This window comes from Pullulanibacillus pueri (assembly GCF_014639255.1).
In the GTDB taxonomy this organism is placed as follows: Bacteria; Bacillota; Bacilli; order Bacillales; family Sporolactobacillaceae; genus Pullulanibacillus; species Pullulanibacillus pueri.
Map to the genome: position 1 here is coordinate 282,977 of NZ_BMFV01000001.1, position 25,804 is coordinate 308,780.

The 25,804-nt window shown below is 39.5% G+C and carries 27 protein-coding genes; 23 read left to right on the forward strand and 4 right to left on the reverse strand.

Going from position 1 to position 25,804, the window contains the following annotated elements:
• Positions 1-280 precede the first annotated feature (280 nt).
• Positions 281-1,180, reverse strand: a complete 900-nt coding sequence (locus tag IEV91_RS01235; protein ID WP_188495233.1) for a COX15/CtaA family protein — start codon at positions 1,178-1,180, stop codon at positions 281-283.
• A gap of 445 nt (positions 1,181-1,625) precedes the next feature.
• On the opposite strand from IEV91_RS01235, the gene cyoE reads away from it, so the two are divergent.
• The 7 genes from cyoE (at position 1,626) to IEV91_RS01270 (ending at position 8,725) form a co-directional block, all read left to right on the forward strand.
• Positions 1,626-2,567: a heme o synthase gene (gene cyoE / locus IEV91_RS01240; RefSeq protein WP_188495235.1), complete on the forward strand. Its 942-nt coding sequence runs from the start codon at positions 1,626-1,628 to the stop codon at positions 2,565-2,567.
• A 166-nt stretch (positions 2,568-2,733) separates the two neighbouring features.
• On the forward strand, positions 2,734-3,768 hold the full coding sequence (gene coxB / locus IEV91_RS01245) for a cytochrome c oxidase subunit II (RefSeq protein WP_188495237.1): 1,035 nt from the start codon (positions 2,734-2,736) through the stop codon (positions 3,766-3,768).
• 50 nt (positions 3,769-3,818) lie between these two features.
• Positions 3,819-5,684, forward strand: a complete 1,866-nt coding sequence (ctaD, locus tag IEV91_RS01250) for a cytochrome c oxidase subunit I (protein WP_188495471.1) — start codon at positions 3,819-3,821, stop codon at positions 5,682-5,684.
• A gap of 2 nt (positions 5,685-5,686) precedes the next feature.
• The gene (locus tag IEV91_RS01255) at positions 5,687-6,304 is read left to right on the forward strand and encodes a cytochrome (ubi)quinol oxidase subunit III (RefSeq protein ID WP_188495239.1); all 618 of its coding nucleotides are present in this window, start codon (positions 5,687-5,689) and stop codon (positions 6,302-6,304) included.
• Positions 6,305-6,309: 5 nt separating this feature from the next.
• On the forward strand, positions 6,310-6,636 hold the full coding sequence (locus tag IEV91_RS01260) for a cytochrome C oxidase subunit IV family protein (RefSeq protein WP_188495241.1): 327 nt from the start codon (positions 6,310-6,312) through the stop codon (positions 6,634-6,636).
• A gap of 989 nt (positions 6,637-7,625) precedes the next feature.
• Complete coding sequence (locus IEV91_RS01265) at positions 7,626-8,096, forward strand: DUF420 domain-containing protein (RefSeq protein WP_188495243.1); 471 nt, start codon at positions 7,626-7,628, stop codon at positions 8,094-8,096.
• Positions 8,097-8,224: 128 nt separating this feature from the next.
• On the forward strand, positions 8,225-8,725 hold the full coding sequence (locus IEV91_RS01270; RefSeq protein WP_188495244.1) for a GNAT family N-acetyltransferase: 501 nt from the start codon (positions 8,225-8,227) through the stop codon (positions 8,723-8,725).
• A 139-nt stretch (positions 8,726-8,864) separates the two neighbouring features.
• On the opposite strand, the gene IEV91_RS01275 is transcribed toward IEV91_RS01270, so the two are convergent.
• Complete coding sequence (locus IEV91_RS01275; protein ID WP_188495245.1) at positions 8,865-9,224, reverse strand: YugN family protein; 360 nt, start codon at positions 9,222-9,224, stop codon at positions 8,865-8,867.
• 499 nt (positions 9,225-9,723) lie between these two features.
• On the opposite strand from IEV91_RS01275, the gene IEV91_RS01280 reads away from it, so the two are divergent.
• From IEV91_RS01280 to coaD, 8 genes are all read left to right on the forward strand, one after another.
• A complete protein-coding gene (locus tag IEV91_RS01280) occupies positions 9,724-10,761 on the forward strand; it encodes a CAP domain-containing protein (RefSeq protein ID WP_188495246.1) in 1,038 nt (345 codons plus the stop codon).
• 34 nt (positions 10,762-10,795) lie between these two features.
• Complete coding sequence (locus IEV91_RS01285; protein WP_373284386.1) at positions 10,796-11,974, forward strand: amidohydrolase; 1,179 nt, start codon at positions 10,796-10,798, stop codon at positions 11,972-11,974.
• A 257-nt stretch (positions 11,975-12,231) separates the two neighbouring features.
• Positions 12,232-12,657, forward strand: coding sequence for a spore coat protein YlbD (ylbD, locus tag IEV91_RS01290; RefSeq protein WP_188495247.1), 426 nt, complete (start codon positions 12,232-12,234; stop codon positions 12,655-12,657).
• A gap of 21 nt (positions 12,658-12,678) precedes the next feature.
• Positions 12,679-12,930, forward strand: coding sequence for a YlbE-like family protein (locus tag IEV91_RS01295; RefSeq protein ID WP_505891280.1), 252 nt, complete (start codon positions 12,679-12,681; stop codon positions 12,928-12,930).
• Between the two features lie 143 nt (positions 12,931-13,073).
• Entirely contained in the window at positions 13,074-13,511 is a 438-nt protein-coding gene (locus IEV91_RS01300; RefSeq protein ID WP_188495256.1) for a YlbF/YmcA family competence regulator, read from the forward strand.
• 187 nt (positions 13,512-13,698) lie between these two features.
• Positions 13,699-13,977 carry a YlbG family protein gene (locus IEV91_RS01305; protein WP_188495258.1) on the forward strand — a complete coding sequence of 93 codons (279 nt, stop codon included), beginning with the start codon at positions 13,699-13,701 and terminating at the stop codon, positions 13,975-13,977.
• Positions 13,978-14,611: 634 nt separating this feature from the next.
• Complete coding sequence (gene rsmD / locus IEV91_RS01310; RefSeq protein ID WP_188495260.1) at positions 14,612-15,169, forward strand: 16S rRNA (guanine(966)-N(2))-methyltransferase RsmD; 558 nt, start codon at positions 14,612-14,614, stop codon at positions 15,167-15,169.
• Between the two features lie 33 nt (positions 15,170-15,202).
• Positions 15,203-15,688: a pantetheine-phosphate adenylyltransferase gene (gene coaD / locus IEV91_RS01315; protein WP_188495262.1), complete on the forward strand. Its 486-nt coding sequence runs from the start codon at positions 15,203-15,205 to the stop codon at positions 15,686-15,688.
• A 6-nt stretch (positions 15,689-15,694) separates the two neighbouring features.
• On the opposite strand, the gene spoVV is transcribed toward coaD, so the two are convergent.
• Positions 15,695-16,930 (reverse strand): dipicolinic acid transporter SpoVV, encoded by a 1,236-nt coding sequence (gene spoVV, locus IEV91_RS01320; RefSeq protein WP_188495264.1) that lies wholly within the window; start codon positions 16,928-16,930, stop codon positions 15,695-15,697.
• A gap of 208 nt (positions 16,931-17,138) precedes the next feature.
• On the opposite strand from spoVV, the gene IEV91_RS01325 reads away from it, so the two are divergent.
• Together IEV91_RS01325 and IEV91_RS01330 are read left to right on the forward strand one after the other, a co-directional pair.
• Positions 17,139-17,930, forward strand: coding sequence for a patatin-like phospholipase family protein (locus IEV91_RS01325; protein WP_188495266.1), 792 nt, complete (start codon positions 17,139-17,141; stop codon positions 17,928-17,930).
• Positions 17,931-18,965, forward strand: a complete 1,035-nt coding sequence (locus tag IEV91_RS01330) for a SepM family pheromone-processing serine protease (protein WP_229745342.1) — start codon at positions 17,931-17,933, stop codon at positions 18,963-18,965.
• Between the two features lie 59 nt (positions 18,966-19,024).
• Here IEV91_RS01330 and IEV91_RS01335 read toward each other — a convergent pair whose 3' ends face one another.
• Positions 19,025-20,260, reverse strand: coding sequence for a nucleotidyltransferase (locus IEV91_RS01335; RefSeq protein ID WP_188495267.1), 1,236 nt, complete (start codon positions 20,258-20,260; stop codon positions 19,025-19,027).
• 153 nt (positions 20,261-20,413) lie between these two features.
• On the opposite strand from IEV91_RS01335, the gene IEV91_RS01340 reads away from it, so the two are divergent.
• The 6 genes from IEV91_RS01340 (at position 20,414) to mraZ (ending at position 25,726) form a co-directional block, all read left to right on the forward strand.
• Positions 20,414-20,929, forward strand: coding sequence for a YceD family protein (locus IEV91_RS01340; RefSeq protein WP_188495270.1), 516 nt, complete (start codon positions 20,414-20,416; stop codon positions 20,927-20,929).
• 26 nt (positions 20,930-20,955) lie between these two features.
• Complete coding sequence (rpmF, locus tag IEV91_RS01345; RefSeq protein WP_188495272.1) at positions 20,956-21,129, forward strand: 50S ribosomal protein L32; 174 nt, start codon at positions 20,956-20,958, stop codon at positions 21,127-21,129.
• Positions 21,130-21,440: 311 nt separating this feature from the next.
• Complete coding sequence (locus IEV91_RS21945) at positions 21,441-22,031, forward strand: RsfA family transcriptional regulator (protein WP_188495274.1); 591 nt, start codon at positions 21,441-21,443, stop codon at positions 22,029-22,031.
• A 771-nt stretch (positions 22,032-22,802) separates the two neighbouring features.
• Positions 22,803-23,186 carry a DUF3397 domain-containing protein gene (locus IEV91_RS01355; protein WP_188495276.1) on the forward strand — a complete coding sequence of 128 codons (384 nt, stop codon included), beginning with the start codon at positions 22,803-22,805 and terminating at the stop codon, positions 23,184-23,186.
• Positions 23,187-23,342: 156 nt separating this feature from the next.
• Positions 23,343-24,968, forward strand: coding sequence for a bacillithiol biosynthesis cysteine-adding enzyme BshC (gene bshC, locus IEV91_RS01360; protein ID WP_229745355.1), 1,626 nt, complete (start codon positions 23,343-23,345; stop codon positions 24,966-24,968).
• A gap of 326 nt (positions 24,969-25,294) precedes the next feature.
• Positions 25,295-25,726: a division/cell wall cluster transcriptional repressor MraZ gene (gene mraZ, locus IEV91_RS01365; protein ID WP_188495280.1), complete on the forward strand. Its 432-nt coding sequence runs from the start codon at positions 25,295-25,297 to the stop codon at positions 25,724-25,726.
• Positions 25,727-25,804: the final 78 nt, after the last annotated feature.

A 25,804-nucleotide genomic window follows, 5' to 3' on the forward strand; every position in this document is an offset into this window, starting at 1 on the left:
AAAGGAAATGTCAGGTCATTAAGTAAATGGAGATTTTTGCTACAGAATGCTCTCTCTACATGCGGGAGGATGGAAATCTTTCAGAGAAAAAGTACGCGTAGAGAATCATGTTTCTAGAATATTATGGTGTGGATAGAGCGCCCATAAAGACCAAGTATTCTTAAAAGGTTTCGTAGATGCTAGCGAAAAGAGTGTAAATTCAACTTTATTTACATCAAAATAATGATTCAAAAGAGAAGGGCATCCTCAAAAAGCAAAGGCTTTTGGGATACCCTCTTAATTATTTTGTTTGCTTTCTTAAAGCGATCATCGTCATAAACGCTAGGATACCAAATAAACAAGTAATAAAAAACGAATGGAGTAATAGGAATGTTAAGTTCAATTGTGTTAGAACAACAAAAACACCACTTGTAGCTTGACCTATCACAGATAATATAGCGATCAAAGATCCCCAGAATAACCATCTTTCATGCCTTAATCGGATAAGGGCATAAAGGAATGTGATCAATATCCAGAGGGCTAAAATACCAGCTAGTACTCGGTGACCAAATTGAACACCTGCACGACTATATAAATCTGGAATGACCTGACCAGTACATAGTGGGAAATCGGGACAACCTAAAGCTGAATCTGTATGACGCACAAAGGCCCCACTATAGACAACAATATAAGTATAAATGATTAAAAGGGTTTGATTGACCCGCATTCCCATTCCTGTTCGTGGGTGGATGGACCCCGAAGCTTTTGTCTCTTCAAATATAATGACCGTTAACAATAAAACACTCGCGAACGATATGAGTGAAATTCCGAAATGTAGGGCAAGAACGATGGAGGATTGATCCCAAATCACTGCAGCTGCCCCTAATAAACCTTGTAATACTACAAAAAAAACAGAGCAGATGGATAGGAATTTAACCCCTTTGACCTTCGTAAGACGAATCCACGCCCATACACTTAAAATTACAATCAATAAACCTGCTAAGGCAGAAACGGCCCTGTGGCTAAATTCAATAAAGGTTTCTTTATTACTTGTATCTGGAACGACTTGGCCGTAGCAGAGTGGCCAATGATGACCACATCCTAATTCAGAGCCGGTATTGGTTACAATAGCGCCCATGATAACGACAATAAGCATTCCTAGGGAAGTTAAGACACCTAAAATACGTAAAACACGATCCATTAAGTCACCTTCTCAAATGAGAAACTATTTACAACAATTTTATAGAACAATTGAAAGTTTGTCGATTTTGTGTCAACTTTGTGCAAAGTATACAAAGGCATAGACTTCGTATATAATGAAATAAGGTTATGTTATCCAATTCATATAATATCCTAACACAATAGGGCTCCTACTAGTCATTGATTTGTGAACAGGAAGAAACAATTTTATGGCTAAAAATAAAATAATCTTTTAGGTTTTCAAATAATAGGACCGTTTATTATAATAGAGGATGTTCAAAAAGACTGTGGGTTATGTATAGTATCCCGTTTTCGACCCGTGATTATCTTAATACTCTTTCACATGAAAATGGCGTCTTTTTGAATACATATCTAAATAGACACGATAGGAGAACCGCGCGTTTTAGAAACGGAACGCGTTTTGATTTAGAAAGGATGCGACCGGAATGTCAAAACCGTTGAGTTCACTTGATTCAACTCAAACTATAGATACGGCTTCCAATTTAGCTGATAAAAAGAAAACAGGTACCTTTAAAGACTTCCTGGAAATTTGCAAGACAGGAATTGTGAATTCTAACCTCGTGACTACATTCACAGGAATATGGTTAGCCTTAAAGTTAACTGATCAGTTGTTTTTAGATAATCTTGTTAAAATTATATTGGTACTTGCTGGAGCAGCACTTGTTATTGCTGGAGGTTGCTGTCTCAATAATTTTATTGATCGAGATATTGACCAATTAATGGAAAGGACAAGGGAGCGCCCTTCAGCAACAGGGACACTCATTCCACGGCAAGTCTTATGGGCTGGAATCATCATGTCAACATTAGGAACCATTTTATTATTCATGGGTTCTCCTGTTTCCGCGATTTTTGGTCTCATTGGACTCTTTGTTTATGTTGTTATCTATACTATGTGGCTAAAGAGAACTCACTCCATAAATACGATTGTTGGTGGAGTTTCAGGAGCTGTCCCACCACTTATTGGGTGGGCAGCAATAGATCCTAGTCTTTCAAGTATGGTTCCTTGGTTACTGTTTTTATTTATGTTTTTATGGCAACCGCCGCACTTCTTAGCTCTTGCTTTAAAGAGAGTCGAAGAATATCGTCGTGCAGGAATTCCAATGCTTCCTGTTGTAGCGGGCTTTGAAGTAACCAAACGGCAAATGATTATTTATGTTGCTGCTCTTATTCCTGCTTCATTGATGTTATATGAATTAGGAACTGTCTATTTAATTGCTGCAGGAATCCTTGGAATCGCGTGGTTAATTATAAGTATTGCAGGTTTTTATACAAAAGATATTATTAAATGGTCACGCATAATGTTTGTTTTTTCTTTGAATTACATGACTATACTGTTTATTGTCATGATCATATCTGTCCTTTTCTAAGCGTTGTTTATTAAACAGTTGTCGTTTAACACTTAAAATAGAATGAGGGTTTTTTGTTTGAAGTAGCTTTGTCTCTTTAAAACATGCACTTATATTATTTTTTTGTGGCGGCAACTGTTTTTTATTATATTTTTTAAACTTCCGATATAGAAAGAGAGGGTCCTTTATGAAGAAGAATTGGCAACACGTTTTGCGCTTCCTTCCTCTTATTACGCTTTTGGCGCTACTATCGGGTTGCGGAAAAGATGGCGTTTCAGCCCTTGAACCATTTGGTGAAATTGCCAGGGAACAAGCAAAACTGATGATCATTAGTTTTTCGATTATGATTATTGTTGTTTTGGTTGTCGGTATTATTTTCACTTATGTATTGGTGAAGTTCCGTAAGCGTAAGGGTCAAGAGGAGTACATACCAAGGCAAGTTGAAGGAAGTGCAGTGCTAGAGATTATTTGGACAGTGATCCCTATCATTCTTCTAGCTATTTTAGCGGTACCAACTGTAGCAAAAACATTTTCTACTTCTGACACAACATCCAAAAGTGTGACGAAAGATGCAGTCGTCATTAATGTCACAGCCAACCAATTTTGGTGGGAATTTGAGTATCCTGATGATAAAGTTGTGACTGCAGAGGATGCCGTGATTCCAACAGGTAGAAATGTTATCTTTAACATTACGTCTAAAGACGTGACACACTCTTTTTGGGTTCCAGCATTAGGTGGTAAAGTTGATGCTAACCCAGGTCAAACAACAAAGCTAAGATTAAAAGCTGATGAAAATGGTACTTATAGTGGGCGTTGTGCAGAGCTTTGTGGTGCTTCGCATGCTTTAATGTACTTTAATGTGAAAGCGGTTAGCAATGATGATTACAAGGCTTGGATCAATGCAATGAAGGATGGAGCCTCAGAACCAACGACCGCAAGTGCAAAGGAAGGTCAAGCACTCTTTAAAAATAATTGTATGAGCTGTCACGCAGTGGATAGTAAAGATGCAGGTATTGCGCCGAACCTTGAAAACTTTGCTGACAGAAAGAATATCGCGGGCTTCCTGGATCACAATAAGGAAAATCTTGAGAAATGGATCTGGGATCCTCAAGCAGAGAAACCAGGTGCATTAATGCCTAAGCGAGGCGTGAATAATAATCTTACCAAAGATCAAATCAAGCAAATCGCAGATTATTTATTTACATTATCAGTCGAAGATTAATAATTGCTTAAAAAGGGAGGTAAACATCTGTGACAACGATTAGTCCACACGTGCATTCACCAAGGCAAAAACAAGGTTTTTTAGCTTGGCTTTGGATGTGGTTAACAACACTTGATCATAAAAAAGTGGGCATTCTATATCTCTGTGGGGGGGGCTTCTTCTTTCTCATTGGGGGTATCGAAGCGATTCTTATAAGGATTCAATTGGCTGTACCTGAAAATACCTTTTTAGTGGGCTCGGCCTATAACCAAGTACTTACCATGCATGGAACAACAATGATTTTCCTAGCGGCCATGCCGATGATTTTCGCTTTAATGAATGCTGTTGTTCCATTACAAATTGGCGCCCGAGATGTTGCGTTTCCGTTTTTAAATTCCTTGGGCTTTTGGCTATTTTTTCTTGGTGGTTTAATTTTAAATGTAAGTTGGTTCCTCGGTGGTGCTCCAGATGGAGGGTGGACAGCATATACCCCTTTATCATCTGAATATTTGGGCAGTGGGATGGACTTTTATATTCTTGGTTTGCAGGTAGCAGGTGCTGGCACGCTAATGGGTGGGATTAACTTCCTCGTTACTATTATCAATATGCGTGCGCCGGGGATGACCTTTATGCGCATGCCGTTATTTACTTGGACAGCACTAGTGACTTCAGCGCTAATCTTATTTGCTTTCCCAGCGCTAACTGTTGGTTTATTTTTCGAACTCTTTGACAAAATCTTTGGAGCAAACTTTTTTAATGCGACAAATGGCGGGAACTCGGTCATTTGGGAACATATCTTTTGGATTTTCGGACACCCTGAAGTTTATATTTTGATACTTCCGGCTTTTGGTGTCATTTCAGAGGTGATTCCGACCTTCGCCAAAAAACGTTTGTTTGGTTATAGCTCAATGGTTTTTGCGACCGTTCTCATTGGCTTTTTGGCGTTCATGGTTTGGGTTCACCATATGTTTACGGTAGGGCTAGGACCGATGGCCAACTCTATTTTTGCAATCGCTACAATGGCTATTGCGATCCCAACCGGAATGAAAATTTTCAACTGGATGTTTACCATGTGGGGTGGGCAAATTCATTTTAATACGGCGAATTTGTTTGCCATTGGTTTTATTCCAACGTTTGTCATGGGTGGTGTGACCGGTGTTATGCTTGCCGTTCCTGCCGCTGACTTCCAATACCATGATAGCTATTTTGTTATCGCTCACTTCCATTATGTTATTGTGGGTGGTGTAGTCTTTGGTCTTCTGTCCGCTATATTCTATTGGTGGCCAAAAATGTTCGGGAAGTTTTTGAATGAAACTTTAGGAAAATTCACTTTTTGGTTCTTCTTCTTTGGTTTTCATTTTACCTTCTTCCCACAACACTTTTTAGGTTTAATGGGTATGCCACGTCGTTACTTTACATATTTTAAAGGTGAAGGACTCGAAGCTGGAAACCTGATTAGTAGTATCGGCGCAAGTGGTATGGCTATTGCAACTATTCTCTTAGTCATTAATATAGTCATTACTACGGCAAAGGGTAAAAAGGCTAAAGGAGACGCTTGGGGACTAGGACGTACTTTAGAATGGTCAATAGCTTCTCCAGCACCTGAGTATAATTTTGCACAAACACCGTTAGTTAAAGGGATCGATCCTTTATGGAAAGCTAAGATGGAAGGGAATAAAAAGCTAACACCGGCAGAACCTTTAGGGGATATCCATATGCCGTCACCATCTATTCTGCCTTTCCTTATGTCACTTTCTCTAACATTAGCCAGCTTTGGTTTTATCTATGCTGATATAAATGGCATGGGAGCATTGGTTTTTGCTGGCATTGGCATCGGTCTAATGTTCTTGCTCATGCTCATTCATTCACTGAAAGATGATCATGGCTTCCATATTCATAAAGAGGAAATTATTGAAACAGAGAAGGGGGCTGAGTAACGATGTCTGAGACACATACAAGTATCGAAAAACTCGCCAACCCTGAAAAAGCGACTTTAGAAGGAAAGAATAAATTTTTAGGCTTTTGGTTTTTCTTAGGCGGTGAGACCGTTCTGTTTGGGACACTTTTTGCGACCTTCCTTGCTTTAAGGGATAAGGTGGCGAGTGGACCCTCTGGACCAGAGTTGTTTAGTATAACAACGACATTTATCTCGACCATGATCCTTCTTGTCAGTAGTTTAACAAGTGTATTTGCCGTCATGGCGATGAAAGATAATAAGCTCAGGCAGATGCAATTATGGTTTTGGGTTACTGTCCTTCTTGGTCTTTGCTTCTTGGGGCTTGAGATCTATGAATTCTCCGAGTATCTTAGTGAAGGCCTAGGATATAAAACAAGTGCCTTTTCTTCCTCGTTTTACACCTTAGTAGGGACACACGGGGGTCACGTGTTTTTCGGGATATTGTGGATTTCGACTTTGATGATTGCATCCTATAAAAAAGGGATAACGACAGTAACTGCTCCAAAATATTATGTAGCGGCCCTATATTGGCACTTTATTGATGTCGTATGGGTATTCATTTTTACTGTTGTATATCTACTCGGAATATTGGGGGATTAAAGCATATGGCTACAAACCAATCCGATATTAATGTATATGTTGAAAAGCAAAAAAGGAAACGAGAATTGCAGCACTATTATGTTTCCTTTGTCCTGATGATCCTTTTCACCATTTTAGCTTTTGCTGCTGTGATGCTCAGAGATAGTATTAATGATTATCTCATTGCCATCTTTATTGTTACGATGGCGATTGTTCAAGTGGTGTTTCAGCTCTATTATTTCATGCACATGAAGGATAAAGATCATGGTTTCCCATCCTTATTTCTTTATGGTGGGGCGGCAGTTGCTTTTTTAACCGTGATTAGTTTTGTCTCGATCATTTGGATTTCTTAAAACAGATGAGAAGCTAAAATACCTTGCTGAGTGCTCAGCAAGGTATTTTTACACAGAAAATACGGCTTAATTAATCGTTTGTACATGCTGTTTAAAACATTTTTAATGCAGCAATTATTAAATGTAGTTTTTTTCTAAGAGATGGTTGCTTTACTCAGGAACCCTAAATGTTAGAAGTTGAAGGAAATTGCGACGTAACAGATTGGGTGACCTTTATGTTGATCTCCGTTCCAGGTTGCTCGCTTTCCGCGGGCACGGCCTCAGCTAACTTGGAAATGGACTATTTATTTTTCCAAGTGGATCTTCGGCTCGTGCTGTTCCCGCAGGAGTCTCGCACCTTACACTCCGATCAACTGGATAGCATCGATGCATTTTATGTTGGTCTCCGTTCTAGGTCGCTCGCTTTCCATGGGCACGGCGAGCTTTTATTAGTTTGCCCCTTGATTTGAGCGCCTTTTGTGAGTTTGGGCTGGCTTTAGTGCGCGCGGCAGCCGCTTTTGTGAGTCCGCTGCCTCTTATGGGCGAGCGCAATGTTCTTTTGTTAGTTTCACCCTTGATTCGTGCGCCTTTTGTGCGTTGAGGCTAGCTTTAGTGCGCGCGGCAGCTGCTTTTGTGAGTCAGCCTCTTCTTTAGTGCGTGCGCAATACTCTTTTTTAAGTTTATCGCCTCTTATGTGTAGGCGCCTCGTCTTTTTGTGAGTTTGCCTCTTGTTTCGTGCACCTTACCCGTTACGTCGCAATCTATATCAATAGCGACAAGCGATGGGAAACGTGTGATGCGAAAATAACTTACTTTCTACTGGGAATTTCATTGTAGGATGTATAATTCTATTTATTGTAATCTTTTTCAAAAGGCTAATTTAGCCTATTTTTAATATTTTTTAAAAAGATAATTCTTTTCATTCAATTGCCGGCTTGGTAAGATAGAAATGTGTAGACTTGCTCAAGTTTTCATCATGGCAAGGTGCATCTTAAGAGAGGAGAACGGTTATGATTGCTTTGAGTGCTGTCCTTGCATCAATCAGTACATTATTCATTTTTTTATGTGGCTTATTCATTGCTTATGGGTGGATCGTTATCAGGAAAACAAAAGATAGAAAGCGTCATAAGAAAATAATGGTGACAGCTGCGGTCTTTGCCCTTGTATTTTTTGTTATCTATATGTTTAGAACGCTTTTTATTGGCAACGTGAAATTTGGCGGGCCAGATATGATGAAATTACCCTATCATCTTTTTTTGTTTTTTCATATTGTCTTCGCTTTGCTCGGGGCAATTTTTGGATTGATCAGTCTTTACTTAGGAAATAAAAATAAAATTCCTTTACATCGAAAAATTTCACCTTATACTGCGGTGATATGGTTTGTAACCACGATTACCGGTATTGTGGTTTATGTTCTCCTGTTTTTGGTATGGCCAGGTGATATGGATACCAGTTTATTAAATGCTGTTTTTGGTGGTTAAGAGAGAACGTATGCTTTGTGGGGGAGATTTCTTGTTGGGATCAAGTGTCATGAAGATGCCATTCGCTGAATAGATACATATTGAAGAGGACAATAGGATTTTCAATTCAAATCGGCGGGTGAATCAAAATGGACATCAGAGAGATAAAAGAAGAGGATGCAAGACTTTATCTAGAGTTATGTCAAAGACTTGACGAGCAATCCGAATTTATAATTTTTGAACCGGGTGAACGGTATATTTCAGTTGAAGAACAACAAGAACATATCAGGGATGTTCTATCTAAGAAACGTTCAACACTTTTGGTTGCTGATCATGGAAATGAACTAATAGGATTTATTACAATCCGGGGTAATGATTTAAAAAGAATTCAGCATCGGGCTACGATTACTCTTGGCGTTTTAGAAGAGTTTCAAGGACGTGGGATTGGCAAGCAGCTTATGAAGGCGGCTGAGGCTTGGGCTGTCAAACAGGGAATACGAAGATTTGAATTATCGGTCATGAGCCATAACAAACAAGCGCTATGGCTATATAGCCGTCTGGACTATTCCGTAGAAGGGATTCGTAGAAAGTCCGTTGTTCTTGATCATGAGGTTGTTAATGAGTTTTATATGAGTAAAATGATTGAATAAGATAAGCTAAAGTAACAGGGGCAGAAAATACCAGCATGTGTACAGGAAACTTTAGATTCCTATACACTTTTGGCAGGTTCTGCCCCTTTTATATGCTATTAAAAAATGATGTTGTAGGTGTGGCTGAGAAAGAGAGACATTATGCTTGGAATTGATGTAAGGCCTCTGAGAGTTGAGATATTTTCTCTTTACATTTATTAACAACGGAATCGGGAAAATGCTCATTATATTCAACACCATGAGGATAATAATGGCGTCCGACATAAGGGGTAAGTAATTTTATTTTTCCGTTATTGCTTTCAACCTCTCCCTCTACGGCTATACCAGGAATACGGAAATAATATACACTGCCATCTGTTCGATTTTCAAATTTAAAATCATATGTAACACGTTCATAATCCCATGCACCACCACGAATCATTCCAATTCCTTTCATGATATGTTCCAATTCCGGAAAAGGAATGATGGCGCCTTCAATTTTTGCTGCTTCAAAACGCACGAGCAAGACCTCCTTCTTGAATTCAAAATCTCTTCTTATTTTATAATAGTACGAACAATTTGGGAATGCAATGTTTGGTTACGCTCTTTTCTCTTCATAGAAAAAAAGCGTCACTGAATATTTAAGTGGAAGACCTTATAAGTGCTACTAGGACTTTCGAAATTATAATTTGGGCCAACATTAACGTGTAAAGGCCTATGCCTGAATTTCTGGCTGTACATAGCGAAGCGGTGAAGCAATAAGCCGAGTTTTCTAAAAAATAATGATTATATCTTAAAAAACGGTCGAAAATGTATTAAAAGAGGGCATATATTTTTATGGTTGTTTTAAAGAATGTTACACTTAAGGCTATATAATGAGCGAAAACAAACAATATATACTGTGTATGAGCAATAAAATCTTCTCAATTTCAATAAAAGTTTAATAATTAAACAACAAACATTATTACTTCTTACTATTAAAAATTGCTATACTTAGAATAAGACAAGATAAACGGAGGTTGGCCATTCTGCGTAAAACAAATGTACTTATTTTGGTGATTGCTATCATTGTATTTTTGCTGACATTTTTATTTGATTTTACGAATAAGGATGAAAAAAGTTCGGATGGATCACCAAAAATTGAATACAATAAGCCGACAGGTTTTAAAGTGCCTACGAAAGGCTTATATACTTATATCGGTGTGTCTGCTGATCAAATCAAAAAGAATTTAGGTGAACCTGAAAGGGTGGACCCAACAGCTTATGGTTATGACTGGTGGATTTATGGAAGTGATTCTCAAAAAAAATATTTACAAATAGGTATTGAAGATAATAAGGTTGTGACGATCTTTGCGTTAGGCGACGAGCTACCAACACAGCCTTTTAAAATAAATGAAGATGCTTCCAATATATTTAAAAAAGTGACGTTACAAGATACATTGTCCCTTAACTATAAACAAGCCCAAGTTGAAATTGAATTTGAGGAAGACGAAATGATGGTTAAGCCCCTTATTAAGTTTGGGGATTATTATGTTCAGTTATATTTTGATCATTTTACCAATCGGTTAATCGGCGTCAGATATTGGACGAGTGACATATTAATAAAACAGAGACCTTATACCATTGTGTATCGTGGACACCTAGATACACCCTCACCACCTTCTGAGGACCAGTGGAAAGACATTCAGCAAGCAGAGTCCCAAGAGACACTTGAAATCTCTAATATTTTCCGTAAGAATCATAATTTAAAACCATTGCAATGGGATGATAATGTGGCTCAAGCGGCTTACCTTCACAGTAAAGAAATGAATGATAAAAATTATTTCTCACATGATTCCGAAGCGGAAGGGAATTTGGGAGATCGATTAAATGCTCAAGGTGTCCAATTTCAAGTGGCTGGAGAAAACATAGCTCATAATTACACAGATGGTATTAGTGCTGTTATGGGCTGGATCAACAGTGAGGGGCACCGCAAAAATTTATTAGATAAAAGGTTCACTCAATTAGGCGTAGGTGTTTATCAGAAATATTATACGCAGGATTTTACGAAACCATGAGTACCGTAGAATTATAGGGGGAGGAAAAAGAGTGATAAATCAGGAGAGACTTATGGCAGAAGTGAAGAAGATAAGATCAGAGATGATCCAATGGCGTCGCTTTTTACATCAACATCCAGAACTTTCATTTCATGAGAAGGAAACAGCACAGTTTGTCTATGATACTTTGCATTCTTTTGGGGGTATCCAATTATCAAGGCCAACCGAAACAAGTGTGGTTGGAAGAATCATGGGGAATAAACCTGGTAAAACCTTAGCCATCCGAGCTGATATGGATGCTTTGCCCATCGATGAGAAAAATACTTTTGATTTTAAATCCGTGCATGATGGGGTCATGCATGCTTGTGGGCATGATGGGCATACGGCCATGCTATTAGGGACAGCGAAGCTCCTTAATTCTTTAAAAGAAGAACTGGCTGGTGAAGTTCGTCTTATTTTTCAACACGCAGAGGAAGTTTTTCCTGGTGGTGCTAAGGAATTGGTTCAAGCGGGCGTCTTAGAAAATGTTGATTGGGTGATTGGGGCGCATTTATGGTCACCGCTAGCTTCTGGGAAAATCGGTATTGTTTATGGTCCGATGATGGCTTCCCCAGATGTCTTTCATATCACTGTTGAGGGCAAAGGGGGCCATGGAGGGATGCCACAACAAACGGTCGATAGTATCGCCATTGCCTCCCAAGTGGTCACAAATCTTCAACATCTTGTTTCTCGGCAGATGGACCCGATTGATCCTGTGGTTGTCAGTGTGACAAAATTTATAAGTGGGACAACTCATAATGTGATTCCAGGTACTGCTGAGCTTACAGGAACAGTACGTCTCTTAGATCCTCACCTAAGAGACACGCTCATCACGCGAATGGAACAGCTTGTTAAAGGGATTACTGCAGCCCATGGAGCCGGCTATCGTTTTACATATGAAAAGGGATATGCCCCTGTCATTAACCATCCCGATACGACGAAAGTCATTGAGGAGACCGTTAAAGCCACTTTTGGAGCTGATGCTATTGAAATGCTTCCTCCGACAATGGGTGGAGAAGACTTTTCTGCCTATCAAGAAAAGAAACCAGGAACATTTATTTTTATCGGCATCGGGAATCGAGAGAAAGAGAGTCATTATCCTCACCATCACGAGCGTTTTACAATTGATGAAGATGCGCTTGAAGTCGGCGTAAAACTCTTTGTTGCCGCGGCTTATCGTTTTTTAAACACTTGAACTTATACGCTTTATTTATGGGACCCATTTAAGGATGGGTCTTTTTTATGTATAAGAAAGAAGGCATATCTGACACTGTAGGATGCGTTGCTGGCGGAACGTTTTAGTCTGAATTTTTTAATCTCGAGACAGGATGGAGGTGCTCTCGCTCGGTTTTCTAATGGAGTTATGCACGTTCTCTGTTGTTTTGCCTATACTGTTTATAAAGGGGTTCATTAATTATTGGCAGAACAAATTAAGGTAAAGGTGATTCGTTTATGGCGAATAAGAAAAGTGAGTCCATAGAAGAATTTAAGGTCTTTGTGAAGAAACACCCAGAATTGGTTAAAGGGATAAAAAAGGAAGGGAAGTCTTGGAAAGATATCTTTGATGAATGGCTTTTATTTGGTGAGGACCATGAAATTTGGGAACAATACGGAATAAAAAGAGATGAACCTAAAAAAAAGCCCAAGGGAGCAGCAGAACTAATGAGGGTGTTTGATTTTATAGGGAATCTTGATGCCAAGGAAATGCAGGAGCGATTGGATCAAGTCAATGGTGTGCTAACCAATATCCAGGATCTGATTGTCCAATTCCAGCCTGAGTCATCACCTTCACCACAACAAAACTACCCTTTAAATCAATGGCCAACTGGAAATGGGGGCTCTCCTCAACAGGCACCTCCATATTTTAGAAGGGATTGATGCTTTCTGAGAGCGGAAGTCATTCAATATTTAGACCATCATCCTGACTTGTGGACATTTATGCGTCAAAACCCAGAATGGTATCATAAATTGTCCAGACATCCAGAGGCAATACAAGAGATCAAGGCACAAGCAGACGATTACTTTGGACGTTCCATGAAAAAGAAAATTGAACAATTTGGCGAGTATTTAGGGATGTTAAATATGTTTATGGAGATGACGTCCCTAATGGAAGAAGACAAATCCCCCGTTGCTGAACAGACAAAGGAATAATTAAAATGAAAAAGATCTAAAAGTGGCGCATGGGTACTGTGGTTTATGAGCCTATGCGCTTAAGGATTACATATAAAGGATCATAAAATAAAGTATGGAAAATTAAAGAATTCATGTTACAATACAGTTGGAGGTGTTCTTATATGATTGCAACACTGGAACACATCGAAATCTTAGAAAAAGCGGATGGTCTTGTTGCGATGTTGGCAGATTCTGAAGCTATGGATCATTATCGTGAATGTAAGGACAAGCTTGCACACGATAAAGACGCCCTTGAGTTGATTCGTCGCTTTACAAAGCTTCGTGAAGACTATAATGAAGTTCAGCGCTTTGGCAAATATCACCCCAATTATAATCAAGTGATTAAAGCGATGATGAACATCAAGAGGGATTTAGATTTAAATGATACAATCGCAGCCTATAAGAGTGCCGAGGAGGATCTGGAAAAACTCCTTAATGAGATCAGTAAATCTCTGGCCTATGCCGTTTCTGACTCTATTAAAGTTCCTACAGGTGATCCGTTCTTTGACAGAGGCTGTGGTGGAGGTTGTGGCTCTGGCGGTGCATGTAGCTGTCATTAGGACAAGAGCGATGTAAGCTGACAATGCTACGACCTATAAATGGATTAAGACTACCTTATCTTTTTTAGTTCTAAGGTAGTCTTAGTCATACCCTTCGACGGCTCAATGCGTAAACAATGTTTTTTTACATAACGAGTAATTCCTATTATATAAATGAATAAGTGTTTGAGTGTAAGGAGACTAAACCATGGTAACTGAACGGACAGGGATGATTGTCTGGCTCTATCATATTAAACATGTAAAGACATTAAGAAAGTATGGAAACATTCACTATGTATCGAAAGCGCTAAAATATGCGGTTCTTTATTGCGATGCGGAGGAAAGTGATCTCATCATTCAACGTTTGAAGAAACAAAAGTTTACGAAGCGAGTGGATCTTTCCTATCTACAAGAGATTCGTACCCATTATAAGAAAAAAACAGAGACTAAACCTGAAGATGAGGAGCAACAAATCCCGTCTCCATAATAGCAAAAGGTGAGAACAGACTAAAAAAGCTGATGTCTCACCTTTTGCTTTTTATATAGTTATAAGGCGCTATATTTTATATGTTGAGGTCATAAAACCCTTTGGTCACACTGAACTGAGACATCAATACACTACAAAAAGGAATGAATATGTTTCGCGGGCTCTGATTTGCGTCCAATGCGGATCTTTCTCCTGTTAGAAAATCTTGAAAAATACATTTTTCGCGAAGATTATTCTCTGAGAAGCTGCCTTAGTCTAGGCTCCTGAGGAAAATGGTCCCCTAGAGTGGGAATCAACGCTGTGCCCTCTAGTGACATCTAAAATGTTCTTTTCTTAACCAAAAGAGCATCTTTAACATTTTAAAAAAACCCGCAGGAAAATCCTGCGGGTGTCTCATACATACTGAGTATGCTAAGACAATGGGAGAGGAGAAACCGGCGGAAAAACTTATGGGGAAACGTAAGTCTCCGCGGTTGGAAACAACATCATGAGTGGTGATGTTGTTGTATTTATTATGAACGGATAAATAGTCTGCTATACATCGTATTTTGAAATTATTTATTTAAAAATGTATGTCGAACACATTTTATGGTAGGATAGTTTCGTAAATCCATTAGGTCAAGGTGATATGATTATGAGGGTAATTGCAGGGGAATGTAAGGGAAGACCATTAAAGAGTGTTCCCGGTAAAACGACAAGACCAACAACAGATAAGGTCAAAGAAACCTTATTTAATATGATTGGGCCATTTTTTGAGGGTGGTCGTGGTTTGGATCTATATGGTGGGAGTGGAGGACTAGGCATTGAAGCTCTGAGCCGGGGATTAAAGACAATGATTTTTGTTGATAAATTCCCCCCAGCCATACAAACAATAAAGAAAAATCTTTCGTTGTGTCAGCTTTCAGAACGGGCTGAAGTTTATCGCAATGATGCTGAGCGAGCGCTGAACCTTCTTGGAAAGCGCCAAGAGCGTTTCGACCTAATTTTTCTGGATCCGCCTTATGCTGCGGGAAGACTTGAAAAGGATGTAGAGAAAATCCTTTCATTTGGACTTTTGAATGCAATGGGGTATCTTGTTATTGAGCATCCTAAAACCATAGATTTCCCTGAACATCTATCGTCAGAGATAAAATTGTGGAAGTATCATACAGCTCATGAACAAACAGCCTTAAGTATTTATCTAAGAAAATAGCGAGCAAAAGAAAGAGAAGTGGGGGTGAATCTAATGGCAGGTGTCGTTTTATATCCGGGGAGTTTTGATCCGGTCACCTTAGGTCATTTAGATATTATAAAAAGAGGGTCGAAAGTATTTGATAAAGTCATCGTTGCTGTTTTACAAAACGATGCTAAGCATCCTTTATTCACAGTCGAAGAGCGCGTAAACCTTTTAAAGGAAACAACTATTGACTTGCCAAATGTTGAAGTTGATTCCTTTACAGGATTGATGATCGAATATGCTCGGGAGCGAAAGGTCAATGCTGTTCTCCGCGGGTTACGCGCTGTCTCCGATTTTGAATTTGAACTACAAATTACTTCGATGAATAAAAAACTTGATGATACCATTGAGACTTTTTTCATGATGACCAATAAAGAATATTCTTTTTTGAGTTCAAGCATCGTGAAAGAAGTGGCTAAATATCATGGAAAGGTTACGGACTTAGTGCCTGAACCGGTAGAACAGGCTTTGAAATTAAAATATGAATCCTCTTAATACAGTTTAATTGGAATAAGTGTGATTTTTAGAAATCGCTTTGAGCAAGATAAACGTAACTAAAGTAAAGAGTGTGATAAAAGAGCCCCATTGTAAGTATTCGTTAGTTGTGGCGTCAAAGTGATAGATACCATTTGAAATCGGCTGAAAAACAGCGATGCTTTTATTGTAAATCGCCTCACTAGATGGGATGGCGAACCAATGAAAAAGGAATACCGCGGCAATGGCTGAAAAAAAGCCTTGCAGAAGGCGGCCGATGAAAAATGGCTTAGCACTTAATTTAGCTTCACTCAAGATGCTGGCTACTTGGGCTTGGATTGAAAAACCGCCAAAGCCTAAAACAAAGACGACCATAATGACTTGTTGAATCAGCGGGGCGTTGACCTGGCTTACACTCTGAGATCCCACTGTGATTTCAAATAGTCCTGGAACCAATGCTGACCCAAGAGCAGGTGTCATATGTAGTGAATAAAGAATCATTTTAAAAAAGGATGCGATAATCTCTGTGGCATTTACAACGTCTAATATTTTGTTTAAGACGGAAAATAAAATGATAAATCCACCGACCATGAGTAAAGTCGTTACCGAGTTTTGTACGGCATCTCCTAACATTTTTCCAAATGGTTTTTTACGTTTGATACGTTCATGGTGCATGCGGTCAGCGGCTTTAATAATGAGCTTAGGGGACAAGAAGAAGCCCGTTTTCTCTTGATTCTCCACACGCTCTTTCCCTTTATAAAATCGCATGCAGAAACCAACGAGGAGATTTCCTATATAATGGGAAAGGGCTAAAACAATGCCAAGTTCAGGTTTGCCAAAAAAGCCTACAGCAATGGCGCCAAAGAGAAAGAGTGGGTTTGAAAAATTAGTAAAAGCTGCTAGCCTTTCTGCTTCGGTTTTTGTCAATTGTTTTTCTTCATATAATCGTGATGATATTTTAGCGCCTGCTGGGAAGCCGGAAGCCATACCCATGACAAGAACAAAACCACCGACACCGGGGACTTTGAAAATAGGGCGCATAATGGGTTCAAGCAAGACACCAATAAAAGTGACAATCCCAAAGCCAATCAATAATTCTGAAATGATGAAAAAAGGTAATAGTGAGGGAAAGACGATATTCCACCACATTTTTAAACCCGATAAGGATGCCTCAACAGAAATTTTGGGATAGGCAATGATGGCTCCAGCGATGAATAAGGCTGCAGCTGCTAATACATATGTTTTAAGTCTCGTTCGATTCAAACTGTAAGTCTCCCTTCCCTCTTAAGTGCGTGTTCAAAAAATGGATATCAGGGTCTGTTAAAGCTGATCTTTTTGAACACCCTCTTAAGGCGTGGTTCATGGACCCCGTCAGCTTTGCATAAAGTAATGATTAGAATGAAAAATAATCTACTAACCAAATATACGCACCTCGGACGAGTTTAGACCACCTGCTGGGGAGGAAAATGAAATGGCGAAACCTAAGATTGGATTGGCATTGGGCTCGGGTGGAGCAAAAGGATTTGCTCATGTAGGTGTGTTAAAAGTTTTATCAGAAGCTGGAGTTCCGATTGATTTTATGGCGGGGTCGAGTATGGGGGCTTTAGCTTGTGCCCTTTATGCATGTGGGCATGATTGGAAGGTGATGGCTAAGATGGCTACTACCTTTAGAAGGAAGCATTTTGTAGATTGGACACTGCCAAAAATGGGGTTGGTTTCAGGGCGGAAGGTGGGGAACTTAATAAGAGTGCTCACGCATAACAAACGCTTTGAGGACTGTAAGATCCCGATAAAAATTGTCGCGACCGACCTAATAAGTGGAAAACATGTGATTTTTGATTCGGGTTATCTTTACGAGGCCGTTCGAGCCAGTATTTCTATTCCGGGAATTTTTGTTCCTGTGAAAAAGGACGGAAAGATCCTTGTTGATGGCGGCGTTATTGATAGGGTACCTGTGACGGTTGTTAAAGAGATGGGAGCGGATATCACTATTGCGGTCGATGTGGCAAGTTACTATGGGAAATCAGATATCCACTCGATATATGATGTGATTATGAGCAGTATTGATATTATGCAACAACAGATCGTAACGCTACAAGAGCCGAGTGCTGATATTGTAATAAAGCCACCCATAGGCCAATATCGAACGGAATTAAAGGTTTGGGAGTCAATGGAAAAAATTATTGAAATTGGGGAAGCAACAGCCAGGCGGCAGTTACCCGACATACAGCAACTCATCAAAGCATGGAAGGAGCGCTCATGATTGCGCAAGAATCGTAGTAGGATCCTTTATTATATTATCGTCATTGTCCTTGTAGTTGGTATTGCAATGAATTTTATTAAACTTCCTTATTTCATTACACAACCGGGGACAGCTGATGCCTTGGAGCCCATGGTAACAGTGGAGAATGGGTATAAAGAAAAAGGTACCCTTCGACTCGTCACAATTTTGGAGGGTCAGGCTAATGTCTTACAATATTTAAAGACAAAGTTGGATTTTAATAAATACACCCAAGTATTAAAACAACAACAAATTCAACTGGCGGATGAGTCGCCTGAGGAAATGGAAGTCAGGCAGCTCAATTATATGGATGAATCACAGATTAAAGCGAGTTATGTGGCATACAAAGCGGCGAATAAACACCCAAAGCTTCAATATAATGGGGTCTTAGTTGTCAACGTCAATTCCAAAATGCCAGTTGCCAAAGTTTTAAAAGTAAAAGATGTTATTGTGGGGGCAGAAGGGAAACCTGTTCACCAAATGGAGGATCTCGCTCATATTCTTAAGAATAAAAAGTTAGGTGACTCTGTAAACCTTAAAATTAAAAGAGGCAGTAAAACTTTAAGCGTTACAACGAAAATGGCACGTTTTCCTGACGAATGGGTGACCTCTAGTGAACAAAAGAAAATCGGTCTAGGGATTCTCCAAGGAGATGATATGAGCTTAGATGTCGACCCGCCTGTAAAGTTTAATACTAAAGGGATCGGTGGTCCTTCTGCTGGTTTAATGATGACTTTAGAAATCTATAATCAATTGACTAAAGAGGATGTTTCAAAAGGGCATGATATTTGTGGGACTGGGGAGATCTTCTTAGATGGTACAGTGGGTCCCATCGGAGGCATAAAGCAAAAAATTGTAGCAGCTGATAAAGCTGGGGCAGAATATTTCTTTGCGCCAACAGCAGAAGGTGAGGCAAAGGATGCCGAAGCTGCAGCTAAGGATATTGGAACAGATATGAAAATCGTGCCTGTGAGTAAGTTTGATGATGCCCTTAAGTTTTTGCAAAAGCTAAATTAAAAGATAAACAAAGGGTAGGCATTGGTCGATAGATGGCCATGCACTACCCTTGATCATTTTTAATTATTATTGAGAAATGTATCGGAGGGGCGATCATAACGGATTGGTGTTCTTTGGTATTCATGGACATCTGAAGCATTATGGACTAATTGATAGCATTCTTGTGCCTTTATATCCAATGCTAGTCCGGGGATGCTCGTGCCTGATACATGGGTGATCAATGGCAGTTTAAGTTTTTTCTTTTGCTGATTTAAGTATATTTGTCCGGTGTCACTCATGCCGAGTAAACGAATATACTTGGGGCGTTCACGCGTCTGTCCCGATAGCATGTCCTTTTTTGTAGTCCCTGTAAGAATATGTGTACAAAGCCGTTGAAGTCTTGTCCAAGTATAACGTTTCGTTTTAATGGCGGACATAAATGTATGGAAATTCTCGTGATCTTGAGCTTTCTGCTTCAAGCGATTTTCTAAACCTTCTTCAGCTTCATAAATGGTTTGTAGCTGGACGCGTGTATCTGTAAGTAATCGATATTTTAAATAGGGATAATAATCATTCCAGTGCCGTAAACGCCCTTGAAGCTTTAGAGTGGTCAACATCCGAGAGGTAAAAGGAGGGGTGAGCCCCTCGAGTTGCGTTGGCGCCTTTTCAGTCTGAAAAAGGGCCTGACGGATAGCTGTCGCACTCGCGATTTGCTGATCGGCTATTTCTACATCATGATAACCGGCTTTAATCCGTTGAATGGTTTCTACTTTGATCGAGCTTTGGAGTCGCTGCACAGCTTCAACGTAGTGAAAGCCAAGGATGTTATTGGGTTGAGATAAGTCTACAAGGGATTCCATGTTAAACCCTAATGTATTGAAGGCCAGTGCTGTGGCTTTAGGATAACTATTTCCGTCTGCTAAATACGTTTTTAACCAATGATTATAATCCTCTTGATGTTCAGAAAGGATTTCAAGAGTATTTAGAAAAGGGGCTATGGTTCCGGCTTCACTTCCAAAACACAAATGCGTGGCCCCGATTTCATGCAAAAGCGCAACTGCTCCCCAGGCAAAAACCTCGGCTTTTTGGGTAGCATACTGATAAGGGAGCTCGATGACAAGATCGACACCGGCTTGAAGCGCTAATCGGGTTCTATCCCATTTTGAAAGTAAGGCAGGTTCTCCTCTCTGCAGAAAGGGTCCGCTCATGACGGCAACAAGTAAATCAGCATGGGTTTGATTTTTTGTTTTTTGTAAATGATATAAATGACCATTATGTAAAGGATTATATTCAACAACAACGCCTGCGATATTCATGGTTACCTCCATATTAATAACATCAGAAATATCTGGTTTGTCCTTCGATTAACTATAGCATAGGCTTTTTTATACGCGGTGTAAAGGTGAACATATTGACATTTATCTTAACTATTATTATAATTACACTTGTTGTTTTGAGGTGGTATGAAAATGGTTTTAAAGTGGTCGGTACCTGATTTAATGAAGAACCGAGACGAGTTTTTAGAGATCGATGAAACCATCTCTATCGATGATTTAAAAGAAAGAGATCCGGAAGTACGTGACATTTCTCCGGTACGAGTCACCGGTTTAGCAAGCATAAAACGAGAGGCAGTCACTTTTCATCTTACAATAGACGGTAAAATGACCCTACCTTGTTCTGTCACGCTTGAAGACGTACTTTATCCTTTTCGCATGCAGATGTCTGAGACCTTTCGAATCAATGATCATTTATCTGAAGATGATGCTGAAGGTGAACAGGTTCATGATGTGGAAGGCGAAATAATTGATCTCACGCCGTATATCATAGAAGAAATTCTAGTGCAAAAGCCTATACGTGTTGTGAGTGATAAGGTTAAAGAGACGCCGCATCTAAAAGGGAATGGCTGGGAATTGTTAACTGATGAGGGTCCGAGTGATCGCATTGATCCCAGGCTGGAGAAATTGAAACATTTTTTTGATGAGTAAAGAGCGCTTTGGAGGAGGTGGGAATAATGGCAGTACCAAAAAGAAAAACATCAACAACGCGTAAAAATAAACGCCGTACCCATTTTAAATTGAGTGTACCAGGGATGGTAGCATGTGATAACTGTGGGGAGATGAAATTGGCTCACCGTGTATGTCCAGAATGTGGACATTACAAAGGTAAAGAAGTTGTTGAAAAATAAGAGTTATTTCGTTAAGAAGAAGCAAGGAGAAGTCATCTCCTTGTTTTTTTTTATTCAAACAATAATGCTCTATACCGTAAGAATGAAGAGGCTCGGTAGAAAATTCGCCGCTTTGATGAATGCTGGGTGGATGACCCGTTTTCTTTGGTGCCCATGGGCTATCCTGAAAAAGGAATGCTTGTCTCTTTAGCATTAAAGGTATAGTAGACTTGCCCTTTCATCCTGTAAAAAAACTTATACTAGATTTTTTAGTCTATCTTTCCTAGTAAAAGCATAATATGAATAAACAGAATAAGGATTGGAGGGGTAGTATGTCTACGATTCGCCAAGATGCTTGGAATGACGAAGAAGATCTTTTATTGGCAGAAACCGTTTTAAGACATATAAGAGAAGGTAGTACACAGCTTAAAGCCTTTCAAGAGGTAGGAAAGAAACTATCGAGAACTTCAGCAGCTTGTGGGTTTAGATGGAATTCTCTTGTGAGAAAGCAGTATGAGACAGCGATCCTTTTAGCGAAGCAGCAACGTAAAGCGTTAGCAAAACAGAAAAAAACGGAAAAGAAACCTAAACCCATTGTAGAGCCATCACAATCTGATGTTAGCCAACAAAAGAACGAGACCACGCCTAGCTTAGCCACATTAGATCTCTCTTCTGTCATTGCCTATTTAGAAAGTGTCAAGGAAAGTGGGAAATTGATTGAGCAATTACAATCAGAGAATGAACGTTTGAAAAAGGACTTGGAGGATCTACGACAACGAGAAAGTCAAGTTGAGGAAGACTATGTGGCATTAAAAGCAAAATATACCGACATCGAAAAGGAATATCAAACCCTGCTTTCGATGATGGATAAAGCGCGACAGCTTGCACAGTCTAATTTAGAGAAAGAAACAAGTAAGAGTTAGCGAAAATGTTTGGAAGTATTTATGAATGCATGAGAAAAAACTTGGCGGCCGCCAAGTTTTTTCTATCGTGCGAGTCTTAATGCCTGTATGGGTCCTTTTTTTCTTTTCAATGTTCCGTTCTCCACGATCACGTTATGTATATACGTAACGCTTCTAACCAAACCCCATCTTTCCCCACAACCTTTTGGATTGCTCCATGGTGTGAATTTTTATTGGAGATTAAATCGCTTGTCTCATGCCACAAATGCCATTTCGAACCTTTTCCATGATAGAAAGAAAGTATGGGTGTCTCCAAAGCTCTAAATCACCTTGTGATAGTTCAAACCTGTGGTTGATTGTGTACCGACTCATTCTAACAACGCGTTTATTCTGAAATAAAAGCCGTAGAAAGGAGAGGTACTGTCATTTCCATGAGGTTTGTTTCTAGATCCTTTAGCATAGCTATCCCGTGTCCCACCTTCTCTAAACTTATCAAGTGCTTTGAAGTCTTGGAATTAATCACTGGTGATGGGATAAGCTAGCTGTCCTCGTTAATGGCCTCCTAAGTACCATTATCCAGTATCCAGCTTCATTGAAATATCTTTATAGAGCGCTCCTTTTCTATTATAGTATAGTTTGAGATCACTTTTTTATGAAAACCACTTTATTCAGAAAGTCAAATGAGGAAGTGTAGGAATAGAGGAGGAACTAAACAAAAAATTGACCTGAAAACAAAGAATTGTGTAAACTTTAATAAAAAGAGATAACAAAAGCAACGAGGGGAGTAGGACATTGACTCTATTTATCTATTTATTTGCAGTCCTCATTGCGGCACCAATGGTCACTTTGTTTGCTCTTTATTGGCTATTTAAAGGAATCTTCAAGGAAGCAAAAAAAGCCCTTCATTGGTCCGTGGATATCACCACTTTTTTTACCATCCTTTCTGTTGATGTCGTAATGTACGGGATTTGGCATCATCATTTTTTTGGCCGTATTCTTTTTGCGTTTATTTTGATCGCTTTTCTTTTCACTGGGTTAAATTGGATTTTTAAGGACAATATACAGCCTAAGAAGCTTATTAGAGGCGCATGGCGTTTTAATTTTCTCATCTTTATGTCTCTTTATATCGTGCTGATCATTTACGGTCTCATTTCAGGGATCGCCAACCAAATATAAAGAGGTTTACGAGGACATAAACTATCGGTTCCTAAATCGAAGCGTTATGGAATAGATTATTTTTTATCCCTTAATAAGCAGGACCTTTTAACTCTGGTTTGAATTTTGCTATACTCATAAAAGCAAAGATGGTCTAGAGAGGAAGACATTAAAGTGATGCGAATTGAAAAATTAAATCTCCCTGAAACGTCAAACTTGACGGCAGATTACATAAGTGACAATGGTACGATAGGACGTTTCTTTGATTATTCCACGCAGGACATGGCCTGTTACCAAAAACGATTAGAAGACTTACATAAAAGAAGCTACAACCGAGAGGGACTTGTAGACTATTTGATGGCGTTTAATCAACAATACGAGGCTTCACCAAAAGTGATCAATAATATACAAAAGTTGAAGGATGAAAGAACCGTGGTGGTTGTTGGGGGTCAACAGGCAGGCTTGCTTACAGGACCAGTATACACTATCCATAAATGTCTCTCGATTCTTCAATTAGCCCATCAGCAGGAAAAAGCACTAGGAGTCCCTGTTGTTCCTGTTTTTTGGATTGCAGGAGAAGATCATGACTATGCTGAGGTGAACCATGTTTTCGCTTACCATCAAGAGACTGTCCGTAAATTGGCTTATCACCAAAAAGGAACGGGTCTCGACTCGCTATCAAGAATAGACATTGATAAACAAAGATTGAATGTATGGATTGAATCCGTTTTCCAGGCTTATGGAGAAACATCTAGAACCAAAGCGTTATTAGCACAAGTCAAGCAGGATGCAGAAGCATCAAAAACATTTATTGATTTTTTTGCACGGCAAATCCACCGATTGTTTGGGGATTCAGGACTTATCTTAATGGATTCTGGTGACCCTAAGCTTAGACATTTAGAATCAGGCTTTTTCAATCAGTTGATAGCGGAAAATGAAAAAATTTCAGGTAGCGTCGTGACACAGCTCGAAGCTTTAAGAGCATCTGGTTATACGGTAAATTTAGATCAGAGTCTTGAAAGTGCTAATCTGTTTATTCATGATCAGGATGAGCGCATTCTCCTATATAGGAAGGATAAACAAACGTTTGTCAATGAAAATAAAGGCTATCAAGTCAGCCGGGCTGAGCTTCTGGATATAGCTGAAACACATCCAGAAAGATTGAGTAATAATGTTGTTACCCGCCCTCTTATGCAAGAATTTTTACTCCCTACACTTGCTTTCATAGGGGGACCAGGTGAAATAGCCTATTGGTCTGGATTAAAAGAGGCCTTTCATGTTTTTGATTTTAAAATGCCGCCGGTGGTACTCAGACATAGATTGACGATGGTTGATCGTAAAACTGAGAAATGGTTAAAAGGGAAACAGCTCACAGTAGAGGATGGTCTCAGCGAGTCCTTCTATAAAGAAAAAGAGGCTTGGCTTGGTCGGCAGCATCAGTGGGACGTTGAGGGTGTCGTTAAGACTGTCAAAAAGGAAATGGCATCAGCCTATACGCCGCTCGCCGCTCTGGCAGCCGAGGTCGATTCTGAGCTTGAAACATTAACACAAAAGAACCAAGAGATCATCAACAATCAGATCGACTATATGAAAAAAACAATCGAAAGACGTATTCGCCAGGCCCATAGTACGGAGTTAAGAAAATTTGATCGCGTGAAGGCGTGTTTGCTTCCTGATGGCAGTCCTCAGGAGCGGGTATGGAGTACCTTCTACTTCTTGAATTATTGGGGCTCGGAAGTGATAGATGAGTTGCTACAAACCTCTCTCGAATTTGATGGAAAGCCGTATATTGTTTATTTATAACATTGAGGAGGCCCTTGCAAGAGCGATTTTGCCTATACCTTAAGGGTATGGCGAGAAGCCAAGTTTTCTAAAAGAAGTGAGAAAACATAAAGGTTTTGGTCACCAGGACGGTATGGATTTCCGCTCCAGAAACGCTCGCTTTCCCCATGCCCACACGATGTGGCTATGGTCGAACGTCCATTTAACTTCACTAATCTCATAAATTTTTTACTAGAAAATCTTGCTGATATGGCAGGATTTTTTTTTATTGGGGCGAATAATTAAATATAGAGTGGTGAAAAGTGGAGCGATGTGGTAAAGTAGTGGGAGAAAGAGGGGCTCCGACCATGTTCATGGGTGAATACCAACATTCAATTGATGAAAAAGGAAGATTAATCGTCCCGTCTAAATTTCGGGAGGACCTCGGAACAACATTTGTGTTGACCCGGGGTTTGGATCAATGTGTGTTTGGTTATCCTATGGAAGAGTGGAAACAACTGGAACAAAAATTAAAAGCCCTGCCTTTTACTAAAAAAGATGCGAGAGCTTTTACCCGTTTCTTTTTCTCTGGTGCAGCGGAATCGCAATTGGATAAACAAGGGCGTGTGAATATTTCTCAGCCTTTAAGAAGCTACGCTAAACTTGAAAAGGAATGTGTCGTCATCGGCGTCTCCAGTCGTATTGAAATATGGAGTAAGTCTATATGGGAAAGCTATTATGAAGAATCTGAAGCATCCTTCAGTGAAATTTCAGAAAGCCTTCTTGACTTTGATTTATAACCTCAAAAAGAATTTAAAGTAAGTGTCCAAAATGGAGACAACAGCGCCATTTAACAACACGATATAGAAGTGGAAGGA